Source organism: Pirellulales bacterium (genome assembly GCA_035533075.1).
GTDB lineage: Bacteria > Planctomycetota > Planctomycetia > Pirellulales > JAICIG01 > DASSFG01.
Genome location: DATLUO010000201.1, coordinates 1 through 26,222, shown reverse-complemented (window position 1 = coordinate 26,222; position 26,222 = coordinate 1). Strand labels below are relative to the sequence as shown.

The 26,222-nt window shown below is 63.3% G+C and carries 24 protein-coding genes; 10 read left to right on the top strand and 14 right to left on the bottom strand.

Features of this window, described 5'->3' with window-relative positions; translation table 11 throughout:
* Positions 1-16: 16 nt before the first annotated feature.
* Positions 17-673: a Uma2 family endonuclease gene (locus tag VNH11_25890; protein HVA49826.1), complete on the bottom strand. Its 657-nt coding sequence runs from the start codon at positions 671-673 to the stop codon at positions 17-19.
* A gap of 193 nt (positions 674-866) precedes the next feature.
* On the opposite strand from VNH11_25890, the gene VNH11_25885 reads away from it, so the two are divergent.
* Both VNH11_25885 and VNH11_25880 read left to right on the top strand, forming a co-directional pair.
* Entirely contained in the window at positions 867-1,457 is a 591-nt protein-coding gene (locus VNH11_25885; protein ID HVA49825.1) for a DNA-3-methyladenine glycosylase I, read from the top strand.
* Positions 1,417-3,408: an Nramp family divalent metal transporter gene (locus tag VNH11_25880; GenBank protein HVA49824.1), complete on the top strand. Its 1,992-nt coding sequence runs from the start codon at positions 1,417-1,419 to the stop codon at positions 3,406-3,408. Before VNH11_25885 ends, VNH11_25880 begins: the two co-directional genes overlap by 41 nt.
* A 310-nt stretch (positions 3,409-3,718) precedes the next feature.
* Here the strand turns inward: VNH11_25880 and VNH11_25875 are convergent, their stop codons facing one another.
* Positions 3,719-3,925 carry a hypothetical protein gene (locus VNH11_25875; protein HVA49823.1) on the bottom strand — a complete coding sequence of 69 codons (207 nt, stop codon included), beginning with the start codon at positions 3,923-3,925 and terminating at the stop codon, positions 3,719-3,721.
* Positions 3,926-4,016: 91 nt separating this feature from the next.
* Between VNH11_25875 and VNH11_25870 the strand changes: the two genes are divergently transcribed.
* From VNH11_25870 to VNH11_25860, 3 genes are all read left to right on the top strand, one after another.
* Entirely contained in the window at positions 4,017-4,796 is a 780-nt protein-coding gene (locus VNH11_25870) for a DUF480 domain-containing protein (protein HVA49822.1), read from the top strand.
* Positions 4,797-4,853: 57 nt separating this feature from the next.
* Positions 4,854-6,911 carry an excinuclease ABC subunit UvrB gene (gene uvrB, locus VNH11_25865; protein ID HVA49821.1) on the top strand — a complete coding sequence of 686 codons (2,058 nt, stop codon included), beginning with the start codon at positions 4,854-4,856 and terminating at the stop codon, positions 6,909-6,911.
* Positions 6,912-6,972: 61 nt separating this feature from the next.
* Positions 6,973-8,091 (top strand): DUF6398 domain-containing protein, encoded by a 1,119-nt coding sequence (locus VNH11_25860; protein HVA49820.1) that lies wholly within the window; start codon positions 6,973-6,975, stop codon positions 8,089-8,091.
* Between the two features lie 27 nt (positions 8,092-8,118).
* On the opposite strand, the gene VNH11_25855 is transcribed toward VNH11_25860, so the two are convergent.
* The gene (locus VNH11_25855; protein ID HVA49819.1) at positions 8,119-9,048 is read right to left on the bottom strand and encodes a fatty acid desaturase; all 930 of its coding nucleotides are present in this window, start codon (positions 9,046-9,048) and stop codon (positions 8,119-8,121) included.
* 215 nt (positions 9,049-9,263) lie between these two features.
* Here VNH11_25855 and VNH11_25850 point away from each other — a divergent pair, with 215 nt between their 5' ends.
* A complete protein-coding gene (locus VNH11_25850) occupies positions 9,264-11,927 on the top strand; it encodes an amidohydrolase family protein (protein ID HVA49818.1) in 2,664 nt (887 codons plus the stop codon).
* Here VNH11_25850 and VNH11_25845 read toward each other — a convergent pair.
* Positions 11,885-14,734 (bottom strand): tetratricopeptide repeat protein, encoded by a 2,850-nt coding sequence (locus VNH11_25845; GenBank protein HVA49817.1) that lies wholly within the window; start codon positions 14,732-14,734, stop codon positions 11,885-11,887. The two genes, VNH11_25850 and VNH11_25845, sit on opposite strands and share 43 nt — an antisense overlap.
* A gap of 141 nt (positions 14,735-14,875) precedes the next feature.
* Between VNH11_25845 and VNH11_25840 the strand changes: the two genes are divergently transcribed.
* The 4 genes from VNH11_25840 to VNH11_25825 are packed head-to-tail and all read left to right on the top strand — an operon-like array spanning position 14,876 to position 18,529.
* Positions 14,876-15,061, top strand: a complete 186-nt coding sequence (locus VNH11_25840; GenBank protein HVA49816.1) for a hypothetical protein — start codon at positions 14,876-14,878, stop codon at positions 15,059-15,061.
* Positions 15,046-15,348 (top strand): type II toxin-antitoxin system RelE/ParE family toxin, encoded by a 303-nt coding sequence (locus VNH11_25835; GenBank protein ID HVA49815.1) that lies wholly within the window; start codon positions 15,046-15,048, stop codon positions 15,346-15,348. The genes VNH11_25840 and VNH11_25835 overlap by 16 nt, the downstream gene beginning before the upstream one ends.
* 15 nt (positions 15,349-15,363) lie before the next feature.
* Entirely contained in the window at positions 15,364-16,353 is a 990-nt protein-coding gene (locus VNH11_25830; GenBank protein ID HVA49814.1) for a DUF58 domain-containing protein, read from the top strand.
* Positions 16,354-16,366: 13 nt separating this feature from the next.
* Positions 16,367-18,529 carry a BatA domain-containing protein gene (locus VNH11_25825; GenBank protein HVA49813.1) on the top strand — a complete coding sequence of 721 codons (2,163 nt, stop codon included), beginning with the start codon at positions 16,367-16,369 and terminating at the stop codon, positions 18,527-18,529.
* Positions 18,530-18,570: 41 nt separating this feature from the next.
* On the opposite strand, the gene VNH11_25820 is transcribed toward VNH11_25825, so the two are convergent.
* The 10 genes from VNH11_25820 to VNH11_25775 all read right to left on the bottom strand — a co-directional run.
* Entirely contained in the window at positions 18,571-19,128 is a 558-nt protein-coding gene (locus VNH11_25820) for a hypothetical protein (GenBank protein ID HVA49812.1), read from the bottom strand.
* A 3-nt stretch (positions 19,129-19,131) separates the two neighbouring features.
* Entirely contained in the window at positions 19,132-19,482 is a 351-nt protein-coding gene (locus tag VNH11_25815) for a PadR family transcriptional regulator (GenBank protein HVA49811.1), read from the bottom strand.
* 72 nt (positions 19,483-19,554) lie between these two features.
* Positions 19,555-22,845: a HEAT repeat domain-containing protein gene (locus tag VNH11_25810; GenBank protein HVA49810.1), complete on the bottom strand. Its 3,291-nt coding sequence runs from the start codon at positions 22,843-22,845 to the stop codon at positions 19,555-19,557.
* On the bottom strand, positions 22,842-23,234 hold the full coding sequence (locus VNH11_25805; protein ID HVA49809.1) for a BlaI/MecI/CopY family transcriptional regulator: 393 nt from the start codon (positions 23,232-23,234) through the stop codon (positions 22,842-22,844). Before VNH11_25805 ends, VNH11_25810 begins: the two co-directional genes overlap by 4 nt.
* A 271-nt stretch (positions 23,235-23,505) precedes the next feature.
* Positions 23,506-23,658 (bottom strand): hypothetical protein, encoded by a 153-nt coding sequence (locus tag VNH11_25800; protein HVA49808.1) that lies wholly within the window; start codon positions 23,656-23,658, stop codon positions 23,506-23,508.
* Positions 23,633-23,857, bottom strand: a complete 225-nt coding sequence (locus VNH11_25795) for a hypothetical protein (protein HVA49807.1) — start codon at positions 23,855-23,857, stop codon at positions 23,633-23,635. The genes VNH11_25800 and VNH11_25795 overlap by 26 nt, the downstream gene beginning before the upstream one ends.
* Positions 23,858-23,946: 89 nt before the next feature.
* Complete coding sequence (locus tag VNH11_25790) at positions 23,947-25,320, bottom strand: sulfatase-like hydrolase/transferase (GenBank protein HVA49806.1); 1,374 nt, start codon at positions 25,318-25,320, stop codon at positions 23,947-23,949.
* A gap of 3 nt (positions 25,321-25,323) precedes the next feature.
* A complete protein-coding gene (locus VNH11_25785; protein HVA49805.1) occupies positions 25,324-25,578 on the bottom strand; it encodes a hypothetical protein in 255 nt (84 codons plus the stop codon).
* Positions 25,579-25,710: 132 nt separating this feature from the next.
* Complete coding sequence (locus tag VNH11_25780; protein HVA49804.1) at positions 25,711-25,866, bottom strand: hypothetical protein; 156 nt, start codon at positions 25,864-25,866, stop codon at positions 25,711-25,713.
* 106 nt (positions 25,867-25,972) lie between these two features.
* Positions 25,973-26,222 (bottom strand): hypothetical protein (locus VNH11_25775; protein HVA49803.1); only part of this gene is annotated, 250 nt, incomplete at its 5' end.

The following is a 26,222-nucleotide window of genomic DNA, read 5'->3' as shown; positions in this document are numbered from 1 at the left end:
GACATGGAGTGTAGAATTACGCGCGGCGGTCAAGTTCTGCGAACACCTCGGCCAACGGTAAGGTGAAGCCCGGCAAGACCGTTCCGCCTTCGAGCCGGCCGTCTTTCTCTAGCGTTTCGAAGTCGGCCGGCGAACGATAGGCCGTCGCCGAGCGCCGCAGAAGATTAATCTCCCAGACGAGATCGACACCGGCCTCAAAGTAAAGCCGCCGTTTTTCCGCCATCTCTGCCGGCGTGTTGCCTTCGCTCAGGATTTCAACCACGATGTTCGGCGCCAGACGCGGCACGCGCTCGGTTGGCCGCCGGCCACCGGGCAGTCGCTCCCAACTGGTATAGGCCACGTCCGGAATCCGAACGAGGTCGGGCATCAACTGCATCGTTCCGGCTTCGCCCGTCACGTGGCCAAGATTTCGCGAGCGTACAAACGCGTTGAGCAACTCGATAATCACGCTCGCCAGCAGCGACTCTGAATATCCCACGTGCTTCTCCACCAACACCCCCGCCACCAGCTCGCAAAGCACTCCCTCTCGGTCTTGAATGTCGATCACGTCTTGCACGGTGGCACGGCCCGGCGCTGGATGGACGCGGATGCGGCCGAGCGGCACGCCGACCACAGGTGCCAGCACATCGGCGAGCGTCCTGGCGGAACCAGTTTTAGGGGGAGCAGTTGCCATCGGACGATCTCAAGCCGTGTTCGTAATCCGGGTCCGCGTGTTCAATTAAATTGAGATGCTTCATCCGGACCCATCAATATTCTACCACGCTTCGGGCATCGGGCGACAGCGCATGGTAGTCGATTCTGGTTGACCGAAGCCGCCTTGTCGCCGCATGATGTCGGTTTGCGACGCGAGACGAGTGCGAAAAGCGATGGCGCCAAAACGAACGACAACCGAACTGGTGCGGTGCGCGTGGGCGAAGGGCGACCAATACGTCGCATACCACGATCTCGAATGGGGCGTGCCGGTCCACGACGATCGGCTGCTGTTCGAGTTCCTGATTCTCGAAGGAGCGCAGGCGGGGCTGAGTTGGGCCACGATCCTCAAGAAACGCGAAAACTACCGGCAAGCCTTCGATCGGTTTGACCCGGCCGTGGTCGCCAAATACAGCGGGAAGAAGCAAGCGGGCCTGCTGGCGAACGAGGGAATCGTTCGCAACCGGCTCAAGATCGCATCGGCGATCGACAACGCCAAGGCGTTCTTGGCCGTGCAGGCGGAATTTGGCACATTCGAGAGCTATATTTGGGGCTTCGTCGACGGGCAACCCAAGCAGAACGCCTGGCCCTCGCTCAAGGGAGTTCCCGCACGAACGACGGAATCCGACGCCATGAGCAAAGACCTGAAGCGGCGCGGCTTTCGCTTCGTCGGCAGCACGATCTGCTATGCCTTCATGCAGGCCGTGGGCATGGTGAACGATCATCTTGTCGTCTGTTACCGGCACGCCGAGCTGCGGCCGCGGTGAAAAACTCCTTGCGGATCCGGCCGATTGTTGGCATTATCAAAAGGTCCGCATCGTCCTGCCCGCCGACACCCTTTTGCCCACCCCGTCGGGAACCTGCATGGAAATCGCTTCTCTGCCCGCCACCGCCACGCAAACCGAACCGCCCGACCTGCTGACCCAAGCGGCCTTTGTCGCCCCGCACCCCGGTTCCTCCAACATGCCGCGCTGGACGACGGGCGAACTGGTCGATGCGCCGCGGTTCACCTGGCGGAACTGGTTCGCCATGATCGGGCCGGGACTGCTCATGGGCGGGGCGGCCATCGGCGGGGGCGAATGGCTCACCGGCCCGCTCGTCACCGCCCGCTTCGGCGGAGCGCTGCTGTGGCTGGCCACGCTGAGCATCGTGTTCCAGGTGTTTTACAATCTCGAAATCAGCCGCTACGCGCTCTATTGCGGCGAGCCGATTTTCACGGGCAAGTTCCGCACGCTGCCCGGCCCACGGTGGTGGCTGGCGGTGTATTTGCTGCTGGATATCGGGGCCATTTTTCCGTATCTCTCGGCCAGCGCGGCCACGCCGGTGTTTGCGCTGGCGGCGGGACGCATGCCCGACCCGAAATCGACGGCAGCGATCGCTCACGTGTTCGGCTTGGGGCTCACCGATACGACCATGCTCAACATCCTGGGCTGCGTCATTTTCCTGCTCTGCATGCTGCCGCTGATATTCGGCGGCAAGATTTATAACTCGCTCAAGGCGGTGATGTCGTTCAAGATCGTCACGGTCTTTGGCTTTCTGCTGCTGTTGGCTTTCTGTTTTTCGCAGCGGAGCACGTGGGCGGAGATTTTCAGCGGCTTCGTGAAGTTCGGGAACGTGCCGGTCATCCGCGGCGAAGACCGCAACGGCAACGGTGTGCTCGATGCGGGCGAAGACTGGGACGGCGACGGCCATCTCGACGTGGCGGAGAAGCGGCTCGAGCCGACCATCGATACCGACCACGACGGCAAACCGGACGCCTATGCCGACATCGACGGCGACGGCAAGCCCGACAAGTTTCGCGACGTCGATGGCGACGGAATCTGCGACGGCGACAATATCGACAACCTTTTCCTCTCGCTCTGGCAGGGCCGCGGCTTTCCGCTGATCAACCTGAGCATGGTCAGCCTGCTGTGCGCGATGGTGGCGATTTCGGGCCAAGGTGGCCTCTCGAACACGCCGCTGAGCAACTACACCCGCGATCAAGGCTGGGGCATGGGCCATCATGTGGGCGCCATTCCCAGTGTCGTGGGCGGGCACCACCTGCAGCTTTCGCACGTGGGCTGTGTGTTTGCGGTGAATGCCGAAACGCTGCGGCGTTGGAAACGCTGGTATCGCCACGTGATGCGCGATCAACTCGCGGTCTGGCTGCCGGCCTGCTTTATCGGGCTTGGGTTGCCGAGCATGCTCTCGGTGCAGTTTCTGCGGCGTGGAACCGAGGCCGACACCTGGACGGCCGCCGGCATGACGGCCAACAGCGTCGGCGAGCACGTGGGGACCGCCTGGGGACCGTCGCTCGGTCACGCCTTCACGCTGATGACGCTCTTCTGCGGGTTTTTGGTGCTTTCGCCGACGGTTTCCAGCACGGCCGACGGGGTGATTCGTCGCTGGCTCGACGTCTTTTGGACATCGAGCGCCCGGTTGCGGCGGGTCGATCCGCGGCACATCGGCAAGCTCTATTTTACGGTGCTCTGCTGTTACTCGGTTTTCAGCTTGCTGATGTTGCTCTTCGTGCCGGGCGGGTTGCTGCTCAAGGTCGCGACCAACATCTTCAACTACGCCTTGGGCTTTAGCTGTTGGCATGCCTTGGCGGTGAACCTGACGCTCTTGCCGCGCGAGTTGCAACCAGGCTGGTTTGTGCGCATCGCCCTGTTTTCGGCCGGGGCGTTCTTCTTGCTGATCGCGGGACTCACGACGTATACGGCGCTGGCGGTGGGATAATCTAGTCGAGTCGGCTGGTGACGTCCGGCCGAGCATCGCGAAGCCTATAGTCGCCCAAGCAACTTGTCGTAATCCGCATGTGAGCCGATCCAGAACCAGGTCGCGACGTCACCGCTAACGGTTGCCAGGGCTCGATAGCCGATGCCAACCCGAGCCGAATAGATCACCGGATCCGCATACACCTTCTTGAAGCGAAGACTTGGATGCGAAGGGTCTTGCCGAAACAGTCGGTACGCGTCGCGCGACTGCCGTTGCACGTGAGCGGGCAAGACCGCGAACAACTCGCGGAATTGCCGAGTTGTACTTGATTTCACAGCTTGTCGGGGTCGAGGTCTTGCAACTCGTCGTTGAGAGCATCGGCGGCCATCCCCGCCAGCCGATCAGCAGAGCCAGCAATGGCCCGATCGAAATCGTCTTCGGCGGCGAGTTCCGCAAGCAGACGGCCCGCCAGCAAGTCCTGCTCCGAGGGAGACAGCTTGGCGGCCTCAGCGAAGGCTCTCTCAAGTAATTTCGTCATTGTTACCTCTCTTGAGTATGGTAGCCTAGAACGAGCAATTTGAAAACCGAGTATCGAAGACACCACGACCCCCGAAGCCTCGCTAACACGCATGTCGGTCGTCGAACAACCATTGACAAACAAGCCCGCGCCGCGGTGGCAGCCGCTGGCGGCCATCGATCGCCGGGTGCTGGGCGTGTTGGCCGAAAAGGCCAAGACCACGCCCGACGTCTATCCCATGTCGGTCAACGCCATCTGCACGGGGGCCAATCAGAAGAACAATCGCCACCCGTTGACGAACTTGCAGCCCGGCGACGTCGAGGCCTCGCTGGAGCGGCTGCGGGCCGTGGGAGCCGTGGCCGAGGTGCAAGGCGGGGGGCGGGTGCTGAAGTACCGGCACTATCTCTACGATTGGCTGGGCGTCGATAAGGTCGAGCTGGCGGTGATGACCGAGCTGCTCTTGCGGGGCGCCCAGACCGTCGGCGAACTGCGGGGCCGCGCCGCCCGAATGGAGCCGATCGCCGATTTGGCGGCTTTGAAGCCGCTCCTGGATTCTTTGAAGGCCAAGGGACTGGTGATCGCCCTCAGCCCGGAAGGGCGCGGCCAGGTCGTGTCGCACGCGCTTTACCAGCCGCAGGAGATGGAAAAAGTTCGGCGGGAAGTGCTGGCGGTTCCCGCACCGCACGAACAAGGCGAGGGGGCCGCGTCGCAGGCCGCAACGCCGGGAGCCGAAATCCGGCAGTCGCCGCACACCGGCGGCATCGGCTCCACGGAACTTTCGGAGTTGCGTGCGGAGCTCGGCGCGCTGCGGCGCGAAGTAGCCGAATTGGCCGCCGAACTGCACCGCCAGCGCGACGAGTTCGAGCGATTCCGTGCCTCGCTGGGAGGTTAGCCGGCTCGCTGGTCCCACCCTGTCCTGGCACAACACAACACCCCGCGGAGCAATTGAGTGCAGTTCCAACTCGAAAGTCCCTTTCAGCCCGCCGGCGACCAGCCCCAGGCCATCGAGGCCCTGGTCAACGGCATCCGCTCCGGCCAGAGGCAGCAGGTGCTGATGGGCGTGACCGGTTCGGGCAAGACTTTCACCATGGCCAACATCGTGCAGGCCATCCAGCGGCCCACGCTCGTGCTCTCGCACAACAAGACGCTGGCGGCGCAACTCTACAGCGAGTTCAAGTCGTTTTTCCCCCACAACGCCGTCCACTACTTCGTCAGCTATTACGACTATTACCAGCCCGAAGCCTACATCCCCCAGCGCGACATCTACATCGAGAAAGACGCCTCGATCAACCAGGAGATCGACCGGCTGCGCCTGGCATCCACCAGCGCGCTCGTCAGCCGCCGCGACGTGCTGATCGTGGCCAGCGTGTCGTGCATCTACGGCCTGGGTTCGCCCGAAGATTACAAGGCGATGACGGTCGGGCTGAGGCGGGGCGAACAGGTCGATCGCGACGAGGTGCTGCTGCGGCTGGTCGACGTGCAATACGAGCGGAACGACTTCGAGTTTGCCCGCGGCAAGTTCCGCGTCCGCGGCGACTCGGTCGAGCTTTGGCCCTCCTATGAAGAGTACGCCTGGCGGATCGAGTTTTGGGGCGACGAGATCGAGCAGCTTTCGCTGATCAATCCGACCAGCGGCGAGGTGGTGGAGCGGGTCGAAGAGCTGTTCATCTATCCGGCCAAGCACTTCGTGATGCCCGAAGAACGCATCGCCGCCGCGGTCGACCGCATCAAGCAAGAACTGGAAGAGCGGCTGGAAGTGCTCAAGTCGGCCAACAAGCTCCTGGAAGCGCAGCGGCTGAACGCCCGCACGCGGTTCGATATCGAGATGATGCTGGAAGTGGGCTATTGTCCGGGCATCGAGAACTACAGCCGGCCCTTGAGCGGCCGTCCGCCGGGCGCCGAGCCGCAAACGCTCTACGACTACTTTCCCAAAGACTACTTGCTGTTCGTCGACGAATCGCACGTCACGCTTCCGCAGGTGCGGGGCATGTTCGCCGGCGATTTCAGCCGAAAATCGACGCTAGTCGAGCACGGTTTCCGCCTGCCCAGCGCGCTCGACAATCGGCCACTGAAATTCGACGAGTGGGAGCGGCGCATTCAGCAGGTGGTCTACGTTTCGGCCACGCCGGGGCCTTTCGAATTGAAGCAGACCGGCGGCGAGGTGGTGGAGCAGGTGATCCGGCCGACCGGGTTGCTCGACCCGGAGATCGAGGTCGTGTCGGCCCGCGGGCAGGTGCCGCACCTGCTGGAGCAAATTCGTGCCCGTGCGGCGGTCGGCGAACGCACGCTCGTCACCACGCTCACCAAGCGGCTGGCGGAAGACCTTTCGTATTATCTGGCGGACAAGGGAGTGCGCTGCAAATGGCTGCACAGCGAGCTCGACGCCTTCGAGCGCGTGGAGCTGCTGCGCGACCTGCGCGAAGGGCGGTTCGAGGCGTTGGTCGGCGTCAACCTGCTGCGCGAGGGACTCGACTTGCCGGAGGTGTCGCTGGTGGCGATTCTCGACGCCGACAAGGAGGGCTTTTTGCGGAGCGAGACTTCGCTGATGCAAACCATCGGCCGCGCGGCGCGCAACGTGAATGCCCGTGTGATTCTCTATGCAGACAGGGTCACAGACTCGATGCAACGGGCGATCGAAGAGACCCGCCGCCGCCGCAAGCTGCAGGAAGAGTACAACCGCGAGCACGGCATCACGCCCGAAACGGTACGCAAGAGCATCAAGGCGGGCATCGAATCGGAGGCGGCCGCCCACGCGCGGGCCAACGCCGCGGTGGGCCGCACCAACGACGAGGTCTATATTACGGAAGAGTACATCGGCGAGCTGGAAGCCGAGATGCTCGACGCGGCGGCGGCGTTGGAGTTCGAGCGGGCGGCGGCGTTGCGCGACCGCATCGAGAAGATGCGCGCCAGCCTGGGCAAGAAGGTGGCCGAAGTCGATGCACCCAGCAAGAACGGCCGCGGCCGTCGCAAGGGCGGCGGCCGCGTTCCGCGGCCCAAGCGGTCGTAGGGCACCTCTACGGGTATTTTCTATCGGACGATCGAGACCGTCAAAAAATGGTTGGTTTCCAATGTTGCTCCCTCTGAACGAAGTCGAGCTGTTTTTTCGGCTGCACCGCGCGCTGATGTTCTATGTGAACGAGCGCCTCAACGTGATTCCTGACAAAATCGCCACGCCCGACGGATTTGCCGCCCTGTCGCCGGAACTTCGCCTCAAAGTCCGTGAGGCCCTGAACAGCCACGTCGATCTGATCGGCTCTTTTGTCGCCGAGAACCCGGCCCACCTGGCGGACGACGAACTCGACATCGTTCGTTCTTGGCGGCATCTCGTCACGGGTCGGTTCTACGTCTTCCGTGAACTGAAGAAGTACACGGTGTTCCTCACGTCAACCTCGCCCGCCGTAGCGTACGGCGTCGTGGCGCTTTCGCAACCGTTTGAGGAATTGATCGGGCCGTATCTGCCGGTCCTCACGCAGACGGTGCTGCTGCCGTTCAAGGGTATGATCGTCTACGACGGCTTGATGAGCAGCTACAACATTTCGTTTGGCGGCGGTGTTCGGCGCTCGCTTAACGAGAGCTTCAAGGAGGCAAAGGCACGATACGGGATCGTGACTTCACTGCCTATGTCGAATGAGCCGCGGCCTGCGAAAGCGCCGAAGCCCAAGCCAATGCCCAAGCCGCAATCCAAGTGGCAAAAGGATGAAACGCTGGCTGTCGTCATCCGATTGGTCGACCAGTTTTGCCAAGAGCATCTGAATGAAGAGTATGCCGTTCTTTGCCGCAAACTGGCCGAGAAGCTGGGCCGCAAACGTCCCTCGCCTCTTCTCAGCGGCAGCCCGTACACCTGGGCCAGCGGCATCGTGCGCACCATTGGCTGGGTCAACTTCCTGCACGACAAGAGCCAAAAGCCGCACATGCGTTTGAGCGACATCGACGCCGCGTTCGGCATCAGCGAGAGCAGCGGGGCGGCGAAGCTGGCGGCCATCCGAAAAATGTTGAGGATTCACCAGCTCGACCCGAACTGGAGCTTGCCGAGCCGTCTGAATGACAACCCGCTGGTCTGGATGCTGGCGGTCAACGGCCTGATCATGGACATTCGCCAATGCCCCAGGGAAGCACAGGAAATTGCCTTCGAGAAGGGCTTGATTCCGTATATCCCGGCGGACCGGCAGAAAGAACAAGGAGGCTGAACTGACATCTCCCGACGACGACACCGCTCACGCGGCCGTCTCCGCCAGGCGCTTCGCTCGGAGGTGCTTCAGCGGCACGACGTCCTTCGCCAGACCCAGCCATTCAAGGCACTTGATGATGTAGAAGTTCAGGTCGAGCTCCCACCAGCGGTGCTGCACCGATGCGCTCGTCGGATCGTGGTGATGATTGTTGTGCCAGCCTTCACCGCCCGTAATGAAGGCGACGAACCAGTTGTTGCGGCTTTCGTCGTCGGTGGCGTAGTTGCGATAGCCGAAGATGTGACTGAGCGAATTGACGGCCCAAGTGATGTGCCACACGTACACCGTTCGCAGAATCACTCCCCACACGAGCAAGCTCAGGCCGAACTGCAGGCCAGGCAACGCCCGACCGGAACTGCCCCAGCCGACGGCCAGCCCGATGAGGAAAAATGCCAAGGCGTGGCCGAGGTAGATGAACGCGGACGCGGACCGTCGCTTTTCAAGATACATGTAAAACGGATCGTCGAGGATGTCGCGCGCGTATTTGTAATACGAGGCGACGCTGTGCGTGCCGCCCTGCTCGAACAGCAGCCAGCCGATGTGCGACCAAAAGAAGGCCACCAACGGACTGTGCGGGTCGTTCAGTCCATCGGAGTGTTGGTGGTGCATGCGGTGCCACGTCACCCAACGCGCCGGAGTGTTCTGTCCGCAGCACAACGCAATGGTCACGAACGAGCGTTCCAGCCATTTTGGAACGCGAAAACTGCGGTGCGTCAATAGACGATGGTAGCCGATCGGCACGCCCAGTTGGCCGAACACATTCACGCCGAGCACGAAGGCAATCAGGCCGGTCCAACTGAAAAGCCAAGGCACGAACACCAGCAACGCCAGCAAGTGCAGGGCAAGAATCGGCGCCAGATAATCCCAGCGCACTTGGCCCCGGTCGATTGAGAATCCTGTATGTGTGATGGCCTTCATGGCGCCTGTGAGGCGATACGGCAAGGGAACGAGCATTTGCGCAGAGATGCAATGTAACGCGCCGCACGCGCGTCGCAATACGCCTTGCAACTTTTTTTCGCGGGTGCCTCTGAACAGATTGCCCAGTCTACCCAGCTACCCACTGCACGGGCCGCCATGCCGGGCTATACTTGGTTGCATCAACCCTATGTTGCATCTTGAAATGGAGTCTTTGAATGATATGCCCAGCGCGAGGCCGCTCGATGGCCGCGGCCCTGCTTCTTTCGGTTTGCGTTGCGTCCCTTGAAACTGCTCATGCGGCCAGGCCGACCGTATTCACCGGGGCAACCATCCATACGGCAGGCGGCCAGACCTACAAACCCGGCGCGCTCGTCGTTCAGGATGGCAAGATTCTCGATGTCGGCCTCGCCGAGCAGGTGGACGTGCCCGATGATGCGGAACGCATCGATATGCGTGGAAAAGTGATCATTCCCGGACTGGTCGATTCGCACTCGCACCTGGGCGTCTACTCGCGGCCCGAAGTGTCGGCCAACAGCGACGGCAATGAAACGACCGGTCCCGTGCAAAGCGCCGTCCGGGCACTCGACGCCATCAACCCCTTCGATCCCGGAATTCGCATGGCCACGGCGGGCGGCATCACGACGGCTAACATCATGCCCGGCAGCGCCAATGTGATCGGCGGTCAGACGCTCTACGTCAAGCTCCGCGGACACACGGTGGAACAGATGTCGATGGTCTCGCCGGGCATGCCTGGCGGCCTGAAGATGGCCAACGGTGAGAACCCCAAGCGCGTCTACGGCTCTCGCAAGCAGGCGCCGGCCACGCGGATGAAAGTCGCCGCTCTGCAGCGGGCAGAGTTCATCAAGGCCCGCGACTATCAGCGCAAGTGGGACGCTTATCGCAAGAAGCTGGCGGCCGGCGAAGAGGCGACGCCGCCGGATGTCGATCTCGCCTTGGAACCGCTGGCCGAGGCGATGGCCCGCAAACGCACGGTCCATTTCCATAGCCACCGCTCCGACGACATTCTCAGCGTGTTGCGGCTGGCCGAGGAGTTCGGCTTCGAGGTCGTGCTGCAGCACGGCACCGAGTCGTACAAAGTGATCGACGAACTGGCCCGGCGCAAAGTGCCGGTGTCGCTCACCCTGCCCGACAGTCCCGGCGGAAAGGCCGAGGTGATCGAGTATCTCGAATCGACGGCCGCCCGGCTGACGAAAGCGGGAGTCAAGATCCATGTCAACACCGACGACCCGGTGACCGAGAGCCGCTTCCTGCTGCGAACGGCCGCCATCACGGTGCGGGGCGGCCTGGACGAGCAGACGGCACTCAAGGCGATCACGCTCTATCCCGCTCAAGCATTGCACCTCGACGACCGCGTTGGCTCGCTGGAGAAAGGCAAAGACGCCGACTTTGTGGTGCTCAGCGGCGGGCCGTTCAGTGTATACACGCGCGTATTGCAGACGTATATCGATGGCCGGCGCGTGTTCGATCTCGACGACGCGAAGGAGCGGCTGTATCAGACCGGCGGCTTTGCCGTGGCCGAGCGCTCGCAAGTGCCGACCGCGAAACCAATCGTTGAGCCGCAACCGAAATCGGACGCGCCGGCGATGCCCGAAAACGCCAAGCAGGCCGACGCCGCCGCCAAAGAGTTCGTGGTGCTGGCCGGCCGGCTGCACACGGTGGCCAAGGAGCCGATCGATGGCGGAGCAGTCCACGTCCGCGACGGAACGATTGTTTACGCCGGGCCGCGCGACGGTTTCGATCTGCCGGCCGACGTGCCGGTGAAGAGTGCGGCGGTGGTCACGCCCGGCTTGATCGATGCCTTCAGCGTCGTGCCGCTCAGCGGGGCCTACAACATTTCGGCCGATCAGGACGCCGACGAGACGACCGACCCGAACCAAGCCGAGCTACGAGTGCTTGACGCTTTTCATCCCGCCGAGCCGCTGCTGCGGTTTTTGTTGCAGCAGGGTATCACGGTAATTCACGCCTGCCCCGGCCGCGACAACGTGATCGCCGGGCAAACCGGCGTTTTCCGCACGCACGGCGGCAGCGCCGAAGCGATGGCCGTCCGCTTTCCGCAAATGATGCTCTTCAATCTGGGCGACGTGCCTAAGGACGCGTATCCCGATAAAAAGCCGAGCACGCGGATGGGGACGGCTTCGATCGTCCGCACGGCGCTCAGTGAGGCGGCCAACCATGCGCGAAAACGAAAAGCGGCCAAGGACGAGTCGTCGCAGCCCGACCGGAATTTGAAGCACGAGGCGCTGGGCCAGGTGCTGGAGCGGAAGTTGCCGGCGCTGTTCGCCGCCCACCGCGCCGACGATCTGGTGACGGCGCTGCGGCTCACCGACGAGTTCAAGCTGAAGAGCCGGCTGGCGCTGGGGACAGAGGGCTACTTGCTGGGCGACCGGCTTGCGGCGGCGAAGCTGCCGGTGATCGTCCATCCGACGATGCAACGGGTGGGCGGCATGGAAACCTACCACAGCTTTCTGGGCAACGCGGCCGCGCTGGCCGATCGCGGGTTGTCGATCGCCATTTCCAGCGGGGTGGAGGGCTACGTGCCCAAGACGCGGGTGGCCCGTTATGAAGCGGCCATGGCGATGGTGTACGGCCTCGGTTTCGACCGGGCCTTGCGGGCCATCACGCTCGATGCGGCGAAAATCCTGGAAATCGACGACCGCTTCGGCACGCTCGAAGCCGGCAAGACGGCCGACCTGGTGCTTTACGACGCCGACCCGTTCGAATACGCCACGCACGTGACGGGCGTGGTCGTCGATGGTCGCCTTGTGTACCAGCGCGGCGAGGGGCCGGAAGCGCCGATCGACCAGCAGACGCTGTTTTATTCCAGCGGCCCCGAACCGGCCTGCTGCTTGGGTTGGTAGGGGTAATCCCGCAACGGTTTTCGCGACTTGATCCGATCGAGATGGTCGGCCAGCCGCTCGCGCAGCGCCCCGGCCTCGTCCGGCGTCATGCGCTCGATTGCCGCCCGGAGCGTTTGCTCGGCTGCGGCAAAGTCGCCGGCTTCGGCATACGCCGCGGCCAGAGTATCTTCGACCAGCGGATCCTCGTGCTCCGTCAGTTGCGAGGCGCGACGCGCCAACTCGACGGCTTGTTGCGCATTGCGATAGCGCGCCTCCGGATGCGTCGCGTAGATCGAGGCCAAGACGCCCAAGGCCGGCGTGTACTGCGGATTGAATTCGACGGCGATTCGGTAATGCTCGATGGCCCGCTCTTGTTCGCCAAGTTGCGCAAAAGCCTCGCCCAGAACCAAGTGCAGGAGCGGATCGTGCGGCGCCACGCGCAGCCCGGCGAGTGCGACTTCGCGGGCCGTTTCAACATGGCTTTGCCTCAGGTTCAGCAAGGCGAGTTGGCGGTAGGCGTCGCCGTAGTCCGGGGCAAGGCGGAGCGAGTTTTCCAATAAGGGAACCGACTCTTCGTCCCGGCCGAGCGCGATCAGCACCTCGGCCAACCAGACCTGTGCCTCGACGTTCGTCGGATCCGTTTGAACGACGGCGGCCATCGCGCCGCGCGCTTCCTCATACCGCTGACCCCACGCCAAGACCCGGCCCTCCATCAGGCGCAAGCGGAGGTCGTCGGGGCGCTGGCGAATTGCTTTCTTGATCTTTGCCCAGGCCTGGTCCAGGTTTCCTTGCAACGTGAACTGCCGGGCAACCCAGACGTTCGTTTGCGGCGACGACGGACCGACGGAAAAGCTCGCCAACGCCGCCAGCCCCCAGGCACCGAGCGCCGTTGCGATCGCCGCTTGCCGCGCCGGACTTTTGCCGGACAAGACAACGTAACCCTCCGCCGTCAACACGCAGAGCGAGGCGATGCTGGGCAGCGCATAATGCGCCTTGATGGCGCCATACATCGGATGAAGAAGATAGAAGTAGGCGAGACCGCAAAACGAGGCCACGCCGGCTCCTAGCAGCAGTAGTTTTTCAGGTTGCCAACGCCGCAACACCTGCCACACGAGCGAGCCGCTTCCCACAAACAGCAGAAGCGTCGGCACGATCGCCAGAAGATAGTTGCCCGCCATCAGATCGTAGTTCCACGGCGGCCGCGTCTCCAGCAGAATCTTGCCGCCCCAATCCCCGTCGCCCCACAGCGTGGAGTAGATTCCGTCGGGCAGTCCCGCAAACGCGCTATAGAACGGTTCGGCCAGCGACTGCCCGAAGCGAACGAATTGCGGCAACATCGCGTAGCCGGGATCTTGCCCATAAGTCCAGCCGGCCTGATCGGGAGGCAGCGGCCGGCCGAAGTTCCGGTAATTGCGCAGGAAGTACCAGCCGCAAACGAAGAGGCACACGCAAACAGGCACGCCGAGTCGCACGATCCATTCGCGCGCTGCCCGGCGCTCGGCGGCAAGCTGCCAGACGAGCACCAGCATGATCACCAGCACGACGGGCCACGTGGTGAGCTTGGTGAGGACCGCCGTCCCCAGGCAGACTCCTAGAACCATCGCCGGGCTGATTCGCGCTCGCGGCAGTTGGATCACCGCGATAGCTGTGTAGAGCGCGGCCGTCGAGAGAGCTGCCGCCAAGACGTCGTTGGAATTGTAGTGCATCATGTAAAGCTGCACGGGCAGGCAGCCGGCAAACAGCAGTCCGACGGAGCGGGGCCCGGACGGGCCGGGAAAGAGACGCCGCAAGCAGCCCGCCAGCAGGAGAAGTTGGGTCAAAGACACGACGTAGGCGAACGCTCGCTCGACAAGGATGCCCAGTTCGCTGTTGGCCGCCGCCCCGGCGAGCGAGGTCAGTAGTGAGACACTCAGGTAATAGAGGGGCGGTTGCCACATTTCGGCGCCTTCGACGCCGGTGGGAAGCGTCCCCTTGTGCTGGATGTGCTCGACGTACTCGAGATGGAAGGGGCTGTCGAAGCCGAGCAGGAACGTTAACGATCTCGCATTCCAAATCAGCAGAGCAAGCCACGTCAGGGCAATCGCCGCCAAGACGAGCCACTCGCTGTTCGCCGAGACGCGTGTCCCCATCATCCGCTCGCCATACCGCTGCCCCAGCCCGACGGCCACGGCCGCCAGCACGCCGAAAATAAGGAACCTGGGCCAGGTGCGAACCAACGAGTCGATCGGCCGCTCCGCGCCGGCCGGTGCCGTGCCCTTGCCAAACGCGGGCACGGCAGCCGCCAACCGGGCCGGCTGGACCATGGCGCCCAGCAGCGACGCCTGCCAGCGATCGTCGGAGGCAATGATCTCCGAGCCCACGTCGAGCGCCAGGCAGAGCGCCGGTGGCCCGCGCTGGCAAGTTACGGTGACCTCTAACTCGTTTTCGCCGACTTGCAGCAGATCGCCGCCAACGACCGTGGTTTGGGGCGTCTTCCATGATTGTGAGGCGTCCGACTTGGCCACTTCAACGCCATTGACGGTGACGGCAAATTCATTCAACGCCTGCACGGTCAGTCGAGACGCGGCCGGCAGTTTGGCGACCGAGAATTGGCGGTGAAACACCGTGCGTCGTGGTCCGTCGGGCTGTGCGGCCAGATCCGGTACGGCACGATAGACGATCCAGTGGGCGGGCGGACGGTCCGTCAGGAAATTCACGTCCGGCCGCCGGCTGAGAGACCAGAACATCGCGGCGGCCATCGCCACGGCGCACGCCGCCGGCAACCAGACACGCAACATTTGGCCCCGCTCGACGCCCCATTTTTCCAGAATTTGGATTCGATTGACCATTCCGCACTCGCACCACGCCAGCCTGCCACACACAAATGTCGCAAATCCGCCACAAAGCGTCCAGACGCCTTGCGTCGGACCGGCGGATGGCAGCGTGATGCGTCGGATGTATCCTCGCTCAAAATCGGATATACTGCTGGCATGACTGACAAACAGCTTGTTATCGACGCCGTTAGCCGCTTGCCGGAGGCAACAACCATTGAGGCGATCCGCGAAGAGATCGAAATCCTGGCAGCCGTTAAACGTGGCCAGGAAGCCGCCGCGGCCGGAAGAGTTATCCCGCACGAAGAAGTGAAGAAATTGGTTGCCGAATGGAGTTCAAAATAGTTTGGACCGCGCCGGCGCTGGAACAGCTCCGTGATGCTTGCACGTACATCTCCCAGGCAAATCCATCTGCTGCGGAAAGCGTTGGTGATGAGATTATCAGGCATGTCGAGGTTCTCGCCAAGTTTCCATTCATTGGTCCGGTCTATTCACGTGGCGGAGGCGGTCGCGTTCGCGAGATTCTCTGTGGGAGTTATCGCGTCTTCTATGAAATCACGGAGCAGCAGAGAGTCGTTGAAATCCTTTCGGTATGGCATGCCGCAAGAGGCTCGCCGCCTCTTGAAGAGTGAAACCACAGAGTCCCGATGCGAACCAGCCGGTCCAAGTTCCGACAGGTCACATACGGCCGCCCCGCTCTGCGGGAAGCGGCGCCGGGCGCCTCGTTCATCGACCCGGCGGCGTTGATGCGGATCAAGAACCTGCAGCTTCGGGCCAAGGTGGTCGTCGAAGGCTTCTTTAGCGGCCTGCATCGCAGCCCCTATCACGGCTTTTCGGTCGAGTTCAGCGAGTATCGGCAATATACCGACGGCGACGACCTGCGTTATCTCGATTGGCGGCTGTTTGCCCGTAGCGACCGCTATTACATCAAGCGATTCGAAGACGAAACCAATCTTCGCTGCTACCTGCTGGTCGACCTGAGCCGCTCGATGGGTTTTGGCTCGCTGGCCTACAGCAAGGCCGATTATGCCAAAACGGTCGCCGCCACGTTCGCGTATTTCCTGTCGGTGCAGCGTGACGCGGTCGGGCTGGTGACGTTCGACGAGCGGATTCAGGACTATCTGCCTGCCCGCTTCCGGCCCGGTCATTTGCACCGCGTGATGCTCGCCTTGGAACGCGCCTTGGCCGGCGCCGCCACCGATCTGGCGGCGCCGCTGGAGCAGATCGCCAAGACGGCCTCCAAACGCGGCCTGGTCGTGCTGTTGTCCGATCTGCTGGCTCCGATCGAAACGCTGGAAAAGCAGTTGGGCTATCTCCGCTCTCGCGGGCACGAAGTCGTGGTGATGCGCGTGCTCGATCCGGCCGAGACCGATTTCCGCTTCGACGAGTCGGCCATCTTCCACGACCTGGAGTCGGGCCGGCAGCTTTACGTCGATCCGCAGACGGTCCGCCAGCGTTACCTGGAGCGGTTCAGCCAGCACGCCGAGGCGGTCAGCCGAACTTGCAGCCGATTAGGCATCGATTTTTATCCGCTGGCCACCGATCGCCCGTTGGAGCTGGCGCTGTTCGATTTTTTGAACTCCCGTTTGCGCCGCGGCCGGCAGACGGTGCGGCGCCGGCGGCCCGTAAAACGATGATGGGAATGTGCTCATGGGCTTGCTGACGCCGCTTTATCTGGCCGGGCTGGCGGCACTTTCGCTGCCGCTGGTGTTGCACCTGATTCGCCGCACGCCGCGCGGCCGGCAGGCGTTCAGTTCGCTGATGTTTCTCACAGCGTCGCCGCCGCGGCTGACGCGCCGCAGCCGGCTCGATCATCTGTTGCTGCTGGTCTTGCGGCTGACCGCGCTGGCGCTGTTGGCGATGGCGTTTGCCCGGCCCTTCTTGCGCCAAGCGGCGATGCTGCCCCTCGACAACCAAACCGGCCGGCGCGTGGCGATCTTGCTCGACAGCAGTGCCAGCATGCGGCGCGGCGACCTGTGGCAACAGGCGGTGGGCAAGGTCGAGGGAGTACTCAAGGAGCTTGGGCCGAAAGACGACGTGGCGCTCTCGCATTTCGATGACCGCCTGCATCGACTGATCGACTTCGTCGAGGACGCCAGCGGGCCGACGGCGGGCAAAGCGGATCTCGTCCGACAGCGGTTGCGGGCGCTCGGTCCCTCCTGGCGTTCGACCGATCTTGGCAAGGCGATGACCGAGTTGGCCGGCGAACTTGACGCGGCCTCCGACGAGCGGCCGATTGCCTCGGAAACACAGCTCGTGCTGATTACCGATCTGGCGCGCGGCTCGCGCACCGACGCGCTGCAAGCCTATCGTTGGCCCGACAACTTGCCGGTGGTGGTCCACGTGCTCGCTTGCAAGCAGCCCACCAATGCGGCCGTGCAGTTGCTCGCCGACGACGAGCAAGCGGCGTCGGCCGAGCCGCGCGTGCGCGTGAGCAACTCGCCCGACTCGACGCGCGACCAGTTCTTCATCGGCTGGCAGCGGCCGGCGGACCGCGTTGCCGGCGACGGACCGCTGGCCAGCTACGTTCCAGCCGGTCAGAGCCGCGTGATTCGTTTGCCGCGGCCCGACGATATGGCGACCGACCGCATCGTGCTGCGGGGAGACGACGCGGAGTTCGATAACACGTATTACGTCGTGCCGCCCGTGGCCCAGCAGGTCAAGGTTGCCTGGATCGGCGACGAGGCCGCGGAGGACACCGCCTCGCTGCGCTACTATTTCGATCTGGCCGTGGCCGACGATCCGCTGCGCAAAGTCGATGTGGAAACACACAAGGCGGACGAGCCGAGACAGTTTGACGCGGCCGGCCGTCCCGCCTTGATTGTGGCAACGTCGGCGGTGCCGGCTCATGCGGCCGAGGCTCTCAAGGCGTTTGTAAATGGCGGAGGCACGCTGCTGGTGGTGCTGAAGGACGCGGCGAGCGCGTCGTCGCTGAAGGCACTTTTGGACGATGTGGAACTCGTGGAAAAAGAGACACTCGTAGACAGCGACGGCACACGGAGTATGCCTGCTACATTGCGGCAATACGCGCTGCTGGGTGAGATGGATTTCACGCACCCGCTGTTTGCCGCCTTCGCGAATCCGCGGTACAGCGATTTCACCAAGATCCACTTCTGGCGACATCGGGCAGTATCGATCGCAGAGCCGGCCGCGACGCGCGTCGTGGCGCGGTTCGACAACGGCGACGCCGCCATTCTGGAACGGGCAATGGGTGCCGGCCGGGTCGTGGCGTGTACCAGCGGCTGGCAGCCCGACGAAAGCCAGCTCGCCCTGTCCAGCAAGTTCGTGCCCTTGGTCCAGGCCCTGCTCGACCTGGCATGTGGCGGCCCCGCCCGCACGGCCAGTTTAATGGTCGGCCAGGCCGTTCCGCTGCCTGCTCGCACGGCGTCGCAAGCCGTCAGCATCGAGAAGCCCGACGGTACGCGGGCCGCCGTGGCCGCCGATGTGACTCAATTCGACGGCGCCGATCAGCCGGGCATTTATCGCCTGCGCGTCGGCGACGGCGACGATCTTTTCGCCGTCAACCTGGCGGCGGCAGAAAGCAACACGGCGCCGATGGAGCTGGAGCGGCTGGAGCAGTTGGGCGTCCGTTTTGCCAGCCAGCTTACCCGCGCTCAACGTGCCGAGCAGTTGCGGCAGCAGCGCGACACCGAACTGGAGGGTCGCCAGCAGCTTTGGCGGTGGTTGATCGTCGGAGCGATTGGACTGTTGATCCTGGAAACGTGGCTGGCGGGACGGGCAGGGCGGAAACTTGAGGCCCGGACGATGGCGCCGCCGGCACCTATGCCATTTTCCGCAATACGTCGGCTTTGAACACCTGCCCCCGGCACACCGATTTGTGCCGCACGCAACGTTTAATTCCCGTCGGCAACTTCCTTGCTCGATACCTCGAAGACGTCGCCTGTCTCCGGAATGGCAACCGCCTGTTGCTCCCAGTCCTTGCCCGGCAAAGCGAGATAGATCTCGGCCTTGTCGCCGCGCCGAAACACAACCACACGCACGCGCCCTGCGTCGTCGGCGACGAGCTCGATAGGCTTGGCCGCCTGAAAATAAACGCCGTGCTGCTCGCCGCCGGCTGCCTGCCGGCTGAAAGGAATCACGCGGGCCTTCGCGGCCGCGCGGCCCTGCGCGTCGCGGACCGTGAGCGTCAAGGGCACGGCGTCGTCGAGCTGCAGCTTGAGGGCGTCGCTGTCGAAGCTTTCGCCGGCCTTTTTCAACTCGTACATCGACGTCAAAGCATAGCCGTCTTTCACGGCGGCCAACTGAATGGCTCGCTGGCCGGCGGCCGACATTCCTTGGGAAAGGTTTTCATCGACCAGCGAGCGGAAATGAAACATCAACTCGTCGTCGATGCTGGATACCGCCGGCACGGGCCGGTGACGCCAGATGTGCCAAAGTTCGTTCCATGACATGATTCAAGCCTCCGCGGGACGATAATTCAAAACGCGCTCGATGGCCTCGCTCATTTTTCGCCAGGCGACCGTCTCTTTCTGAAGCTGCTTGCGGCCAAGCGCGGTGAGCCGGTAGAACTTGGCGCGGCGATTGGCTTCCGACGGCCCCCACTGCGACTCGACCCAGCCGCGATGCTCCAAGCGGTGCAGCGCCGGATAGAGCGAGCCTTCCTCGACCTGCAAGAAGGCTTCGCTCACCTGGTGCAGGTGTTTGGCGATGGAATAGCCGTGATGCGGCCCCGCCACGAGCGTCCGCAAGATGAGCAGATCGAGGCTCCCTTGCAGCAGGTTTTGTTTCGGCGTGGCGGGTCGCATCAGGCTCTCCCTAGAATGTCTAGGGATAAGTCTAACAACGTCCCCTAGGCTGTCAAGGGGTGCGGACGGACGTTATTTGTCGTCGCCGTGTTTGATCTTCTCAAGCGCCTTGAACGCATGCTTTTCGATGCGTTCCCAATCGCGGTTCGGGTTCGTGGGCGGAGTCGCGGTCCAGGCTTTCAGCGCCGGCACGGCATCGCGTGCGGCGGAGCCGATTGCGCCCAAGGTATCCATGGCCGCTATGATTCCCGCGTCGTTCAGAGGAGAGTTTTGGCGGTCGACTAGTCGCGTCAGCGTGGGCACGGCGGCGGCGGCTTTCGGTCCCAGCCGCCGCAGTTTGTCGAGCAGCATGTCCAGCATCTGCGTAAGTCCGGCGGCGTGCAACAGCGGAACCGACAAGGCCTCAACAAGCACGGGGCTCATCGCTTCGAGGTTCATCTCCTCGTTCTGCGCCAAGGCCATCGAAAAGCTTCCGCCATTGCCGTTGTCCTCGTCGTGGAGGAGTCGCTTCAGGCCCTCGGTCACCTTGCGAGTCGGGGGTCCCTTGCGCATCAGCACCTGTCCGGCGGTCAGCCGGATTTGCCAATGCTCGTCATCGAGCGCTCGAACGACAAGCGGCACCAGTCCGGTCGGAAGGCCGCTTCCTTCCGACAGGGCCGAAACGATAGACAGTCTAAGGCTGAAGTCGTCACTGGTGGCAAGTCGCTCGAAGAGCGTTCGGAGTTCTTCCTTGGCGCCACCAACCAACACCAACGCACGCACGGCGTTGCTCCGAACATCACGATTTTTGTCGCTGGTGGCCTGCTTGAGCGCGTCGATCGCCGATTCGGCCGCCGGACCAACTTCGCCGATGGCCTTCGCTGCAGGAACGCGCATCGCCGGATCAGGACTTTTTAGCGAGTCGAGCAACACGGGCACGGAAACGACACCAATCTTGGACAGTGCGCCGAATGCGCATTCCTTGACCTCCCAGTCGTCTGATTTTAGCGCCCGGGCAATGGCCGTCAAGGCTTCGTGCTCGTAGCCCTTCATGCCGAACGCTTGGAGGGCCGTGATCGCTTCGACCTGCCTCTTTGGCTCAAGGTCGTTGAGCAACTGCTGCTCCCAATCGGTGAAACGCTTCCCGCCATAGAGCAATTGGTTCTTCGGCGGATTCCATTCGGACGCGTCTCCCGGCTTGATTGCTTGATTGGCCTCGGCCGCGGGTGCAATCACATCGCGGTCCAGTTCTTTCAACAGCGCCGTGGGAAGGCCATTCGGATACTCGGCGCCCGTGGTGAATTGCCGGTAGGGATAGCGGCTGAGATCGACGATCCGCTCGCCGTTCGCGTTGACATCGTCGCCGCTCTTGGGCCGTGTGTCGTGTACGTGCGTTCCCGAGGGGACCGGCCCGATCACGAACTCGTCGTGCGGTTTCTGGTTGACGCGCTCGACCATCTCAAAGTCGATGAACTTGACACCCGAATCATTGTAATGAAAGGGAAAGAGAATCCCGTCCGCAACCTCGCGGAAATCGCTGGCGGAAAAGTACCTTTGAACCGTTCCGAACCGGTCGACGTACTCGATTCTCGGCAAGGCCGCGCCGAGTTGGTCCGCCACATACAAGCGAAGCGTGCCGCCGCTTTTGAGCATGTCGTTGACGAAATCAAAAGGCCGCAGGTCGGTTGGCCCGACTTCCCATTCCAATATGCGCGTGTCGACGTCATCGACTTTTGCCGCACCGCTGGCGCGCACGCGATCGGCGTTCGCTCGTACGAAGTCGCGGGCCGCCGCAGTCGCGATCGTGCCGACGGACACGGGGAAGTCAAACTGCTTCTTCGTCCATGTGGTGGCGGGCTCGATTGTCAACCGCGGTCCGTCATCAATCCTCAGCCCCCGTGCGTCAGGATCTTGCTCAAAATCCATGTACCGGCCGTCGTGGTTGACGATCTGGGTCTTTGGCGGAATGCGTATCGCCCAACTCTCGCCGGACAAACTGCATTGCCAGATTGGCTCCGGCGTCTGTGCGGGGGTCGCAAAGGGCGACGCGGGGTCGCTCGCGCCGCCGCCCGGAACGTCGAATCTCTCTGTGAAAACGAGCGTTCCGCTTTTGATCGCCGTGGCCCGCGCCAGCACGGCCTCGACCAAGCGGCGCGTGTCCGCGTCGGGTTGTGGCGGCGAAGCGTCGGGCGACGGCTCTTGGTTCTTGGGCGCGACTTTCGCCGTCTTGCTCGCCGCGGCCGAGGGCGACTCCGGCGCCTTTTGCGCAGGCGGTTTGGGCGGCTCGCCGTGCGTGGCGGCGGCGGTGACGATCGATAACACGCCGGCTACGGCGGCCCAGCGCCAGCGGCGAGGACAATGCGTTTCCAGCGGACGACGGCGTTCGACAAGCATGACGATCCTCCGATAAAGTTCTGACGTTCGGCCGCCGATGCCCAGCCCGACCGCGGGCGGTCGGCCGCCATGTGCGGCAACCCAGGTGGTAAGAAACTCCGCATAATCTTCCGGGCTTGGCGTCTGGCCGGCCGCCTGCGCGTCGGCCACATAATCCTGCGCCAGACGCAACTGCCCACGCAGCCACCACACCAGCGGCTGATAGAAAAAGACGATTCGCACCAGCCCGGCCAGGCTCCAACCAAGCGAGTCGTGCCGGCGGACGTGGGCCCACTCGTGCGCCAAGGCCCAACGCAGCGGCCGCGGGTCGTCGCGGTCACAGAGTTCCCGTGGCAGCACGATGACTGCCCGATGCCAGGTAAAAGTGAACGGCTGTTCGATGTGCGAGCCGACCAGCAGCCTTACCCGCGGACCGGCTTTGCCCGCGACCTCGTCAAATTCCTTGCGGCACCGCTCGCCGGCCGTTTCGGCCGATCGCAACAATCGCAGCAGCCCGACCATGCCAAACAACCACCACGCGGTCATGACGCTCACGCCGACCAGGTACGCAATCACAATCCAGCGGCGGAGGTCGAAGGCCACAACGGGCGGTTGCGGCGAGCGCGTTGCGCCGGCCAGTGGTTGTTTCGCCGCGCGCAAATCGTCTGCCGGCGCTCGCGCACGCGAAAACGACGGTCGCTTGGCGTCGTCGCGCGGTGCTTCACGGTCAGAGTGTCGGGCCGCGTTTCGATGGTCCGTCGTGACGTTCGGGCTAACTGGCGTTTGTGCCGGCAGTCGTCGCGCGATCGCCGCGGCCGACCAGTGGGGCACGACCGGCAACCACCCCAGCCACGGAGCGGCCAGGCAAGCAAGAAACGTCAACTCAATCAGCCGCACGCGCCGCACGGGCTGCCGAGAGGCGGCTACGACCGCGGCCGAGACGACCAACAGCGGCAGCGTGGCGGCAAATCCTCGCGCGACAAACTCGTACATCGCCGCGTCCCAGGTCATGGCTGTGCTCCCTTCTGGCCGGCCTGCTTTCGCCGTCGGGCGTCGGCGATCAGCTTTTCCAGCCGCTTTAGCTCTTCCGCGCTGCTATCGGCGGCATTCAGCAGACTGACGACGCACTGCTCGACGGCGCCGTCGAACAACCGCCGCAGCAACCGAGAAGCTTCGTCGTCGCGGCTGCGACGGGCGGCGTAAACAAAAGTCCGGCCGCGAGTGCGGTGCGCGACCAGTCCTTTCTCGTCCATAATCCGCAGCAGCGTCTGCACTGTGTTATAGGCCAGCTCGCCGCCGGGGCACATTCGCTCATGCACCTCGCGCACGCTGGCCGGGCCGATGTCCCACAGAACCTTGAGAATCTCCAGCTCGCGGCCGCTGGGCGTTGCTTCGGACAAGTGGCACCTCCTCGAACACCTAAATCATTAGGTGATTGTAGCCGGGCCGCGACGGTTGGGCAAGGGTGGAAGCGCTTAAGCTGGTAGGGTGGGACCAGCGAGCTTGCGAGCGCCGGCCCACCGTAATGGAGGCCTTAGGCGATGGGCGTTAGGCTTTAGGTGCGGTCCTCTAATAATGCCCTAACGCCCAACGCCTATTGCCTAAGTTCCTATGGTCTTGAGGATGGTGGGCCGGCGCTCGCAAGCTCGCTGGTCCCACCCTACGAGACCGCTAGCCGCGGCGTTTGAAGAACTGAATCTCGCGTTCGTGCTGGACCGCCTTTTCGCGCGAGTCGAAAGTGCCCAGATTGCGGCGATGGCCGGTGCCCGGATCGATCTTCCGCGAATAGAGCCGATATTCACCTGATTTGAGCTTGCGTATCATGCCATCCTCCTTTTCCCAAAACTTCGAAAGCGAGCGGCACTGTGCTGATTGCGCCCACCAGGAACAGCGTCCAGCCGACCGCCTTCCGCTGCTCGTGCGTCAAACAATCGGCCAGCAGCAGACCGACGCCCGCCCCCAATGCCCCGCGTGTGCCGGCAATCAAGCCGAGTTCCGGTAAGGTAATGCGTGCTTCTCTCATGGCAATGTCTCCCTTCGAATTGAGGCCCCGCCGGGAAAATAGGGCAATTGGCGTGCCCACGCTCCGCGGAACGCCACAGCGGCCGTTTGCTACAGACCGGCTGCGGACTTGCCCAGGTGTTCGTCGTGCAGCCTTTTTAGCCGGCTGACGACGTCGGCATGCGTTTCGGCGAGATTGGTCGTCTCGCTGGGATCGGTCCTCACGTTCGCCAGAAAGATCGTAACGACCTGGGCACCTTTGTCGGCCCGAGTGGTGTCGCGCGTCCGGCCGATCAGCTTCCAATCGCCCTCGCGCACGGCCCAGTCGGCGCTCGGTCCTTCACCCACCTGCCAGTGCAGCGCCCGCTCGACGTGCGGAGTGGCGGCCGACGAATCACGCAACACGGCGGCCAGGCTGCGGCCGTCGAGATGCACGTTGGGCGTCGGCACGCCGGCCAGCTCGGCCAACGTGGGCAGCAGGTCGCAGGCATGGGCAAGCTGGTCGCGCGACTCATCGCGCGGCAGCTTGCCGGGCCACGAGACGATGCACGGCAAGCGGATTCCCCCTTCGAACATGCTGAACTTGGCGCCGCGGTATTTGCCCGCACTGCCGCCGCCGAAATGCGCCCGCTCCTCGGTCGAGTGCCCGTTGTCGCTTTGCATGGCGATGATCGTCCGCTGGCTCAGCCCCAGCGATTCGAGCTTGGCGAGGAGCTGTCCCAGCCGCTCGTCGAGCGCCGCCACGAAGGCCGCGTACAAGTTGCGGGGATAGGGCAGGTCGCGAAACCGCTTCAGCCACTTCTCGTCGCCTTGATATGGATAGTGCGGCACGTTCATCGCGTAGTACATGAAGAACGGCCCGTCGCGGTGCTCGTCGATGAAGCGGCCTGCCTCCTCGACCATCAGGTCGGGAAAGAAGCGGCCGTTGTAGAACACCTCGGCTTCGTTCCGCCACAGGTCGTGGACGTTGGGGCCGTTCCAGTAGAAGAAGTGCGAGTAGTTGTCGATGCAGCCGCCCATGTGGCCGAAGCTGTGTAAAAAGCCCTGGGCGCGGGGCGATGTTTCGGGCGTATAACCGACGTGCCACTTGCCGATGTGCGCGGTGGCATAGCCGGCGGCGCGGAACATTTCGCCCATCGTGACTTCGCCGGGCGGCAGCGCCCCTTTGCCACCCTTTTGCGAGGCGCAGTTACTCGGCACGCCCGCCCGCACCGGCCAGCGGCCCGTGAGCGTGCCGGCCCGCGAAGGCGAGCAGACCGGAGCGGCCGAATAGAACTGCGTGAAGCGCACTCCCCGTGCGGCCAGGGCATCGGCGTTGGGCGTGTGCAGATCGGCGGCGCCGTAGCAACCCAGATCAACGCTGCCGAGGTCGTCGAGCATGATCAGGATCACGTTGGGGCGATCGTCGGCGCGGGCGGTGAGCGTGGCGGCAAACCAGAGCAGGATGGTCAGCGAGATTCTTGTGGTTCGGGGGATGAAAGACATAGGTTAGTGCTCGCGTGGCTTGCGTTGGAACTCGGTCCGTCTCAATCGCTTCTCGAGCGCGGCCACGAACCGCACGTGCGCCGCGGAGGCCAGACCGCTCTCGGCGACGGCCTTGACCTGCCGTTTGTCGCCGCGAAGCATGGCCATGTAGCGGCGCTCGAACTCGGCGCGCGTCAGATGATCGCCGTTCTCCAGCGGCAGAACCACGGGCGACGGTTCCACGGAAACAAACCGGTTTGTAGAAAGCGGCACAGCCATAGAAAAGATCCTCGATCAAGCGAACTTATTATAACATGTCGTCCGCCACACGCTTGGCACGTCGACGTGGAAATGCCAGATTACGGGCTGAATAGTTCATCGGTGGGATCCTGGCCGCGTTGGCCGGCGGATTCATTGCATCAGGCTTTCCCAGAAAGCGACGTCGCTCTGTGTCGCGGTCCGATGAAAGACCTCCTCGATCGCGCTCTCGACCCAGAGGGCGCGGTTGCTTTGCCCGCGGGTCGCGCTCGCGTCGTATTCCGGCGAACCGAGGAAGCCGCCGACCACGGTTTCATTTTGGGCGCCGTGGTTGACGAACTGGTCGCCCCAGTAAGTCTGGCCCCCGGCGTCGAGCAGGAAAAGCCGATCACGCGAATTGCACGACTACGCCGGCCTATTGAGCGGCATCGATTCGGACCCGCGACAAATCCGGCCGCGCGTTGGCCTCGCGCGCTTGAGCCACCGCGTTGTGGAGAACATTGTGGATGGTGCCGATGAACAGCGAGGTGTCGAACACGTCGCCGAGCAGATCCTGAATGCCACGGAACGAACTATGGCAGTGCAGGGCCAGGCCCAGAACGAGCTGCCTCAACCAGGGCCTTGTGACGGGCAGGTGGAAGATCACCTTATCGGCGGGCTCGTCG

Excerpts from the sequence above, each read along its gene's own strand:
- VNH11_25800 (HVA49808.1), bottom strand. The coding sequence starts at position 23,658 with ATGATACGCAAGCTCAAATCAGGTGAATATCGGCTCTATTCGCGGAAG.
- VNH11_25790 (HVA49806.1), bottom strand. The coding sequence starts at position 25,320 with ATGTCTTTCATCCCCCGAACCACAAGAATCTCGCTGACCATCCTGCTC.
- VNH11_25890 (HVA49826.1), bottom strand. The coding sequence starts at position 673 with ATGGCAACTGCTCCCCCTAAAACTGGTTCCGCCAGGACGCTCGCCGAT.
- VNH11_25820 (HVA49812.1), bottom strand. The coding sequence starts at position 19,128 with ATGTCATGGAACGAACTTTGGCACATCTGGCGTCACCGGCCCGTGCCG.
- VNH11_25830 (HVA49814.1), top strand. The coding sequence starts at position 15,364 with ATGCGAACCAGCCGGTCCAAGTTCCGACAGGTCACATACGGCCGCCCC.
- VNH11_25810 (HVA49810.1), bottom strand. The coding sequence starts at position 22,845 with ATGACCTGGGACGCGGCGATGTACGAGTTTGTCGCGCGAGGATTTGCC.
- VNH11_25835 (HVA49815.1), top strand. The coding sequence starts at position 15,046 with ATGGAGTTCAAAATAGTTTGGACCGCGCCGGCGCTGGAACAGCTCCGT.
- VNH11_25845 (HVA49817.1), bottom strand. The coding sequence starts at position 14,734 with ATGGTCAATCGAATCCAAATTCTGGAAAAATGGGGCGTCGAGCGGGGC.
- VNH11_25870 (HVA49822.1), top strand. The coding sequence starts at position 4,017 with ATGTCGGTCGTCGAACAACCATTGACAAACAAGCCCGCGCCGCGGTGG.
- VNH11_25875 (HVA49823.1), bottom strand. The coding sequence starts at position 3,925 with ATGACGAAATTACTTGAGAGAGCCTTCGCTGAGGCCGCCAAGCTGTCT.
- VNH11_25840 (HVA49816.1), top strand. The coding sequence starts at position 14,876 with ATGACTGACAAACAGCTTGTTATCGACGCCGTTAGCCGCTTGCCGGAG.
- VNH11_25850 (HVA49818.1), top strand. The coding sequence starts at position 9,264 with ATGATATGCCCAGCGCGAGGCCGCTCGATGGCCGCGGCCCTGCTTCTT.
- VNH11_25825 (HVA49813.1), top strand. The coding sequence starts at position 16,367 with ATGGGCTTGCTGACGCCGCTTTATCTGGCCGGGCTGGCGGCACTTTCG.
- VNH11_25795 (HVA49807.1), bottom strand. The coding sequence starts at position 23,857 with ATGAGAGAAGCACGCATTACCTTACCGGAACTCGGCTTGATTGCCGGC.
- VNH11_25855 (HVA49819.1), bottom strand. The coding sequence starts at position 9,048 with ATGAAGGCCATCACACATACAGGATTCTCAATCGACCGGGGCCAAGTG.
- VNH11_25785 (HVA49805.1), bottom strand. The coding sequence starts at position 25,578 with ATGGCTGTGCCGCTTTCTACAAACCGGTTTGTTTCCGTGGAACCGTCG.
- VNH11_25815 (HVA49811.1), bottom strand. The coding sequence starts at position 19,482 with ATGCGACCCGCCACGCCGAAACAAAACCTGCTGCAAGGGAGCCTCGAT.
- VNH11_25860 (HVA49820.1), top strand. The coding sequence starts at position 6,973 with ATGTTGCTCCCTCTGAACGAAGTCGAGCTGTTTTTTCGGCTGCACCGC.
- VNH11_25885 (HVA49825.1), top strand. The coding sequence starts at position 867 with ATGGCGCCAAAACGAACGACAACCGAACTGGTGCGGTGCGCGTGGGCG.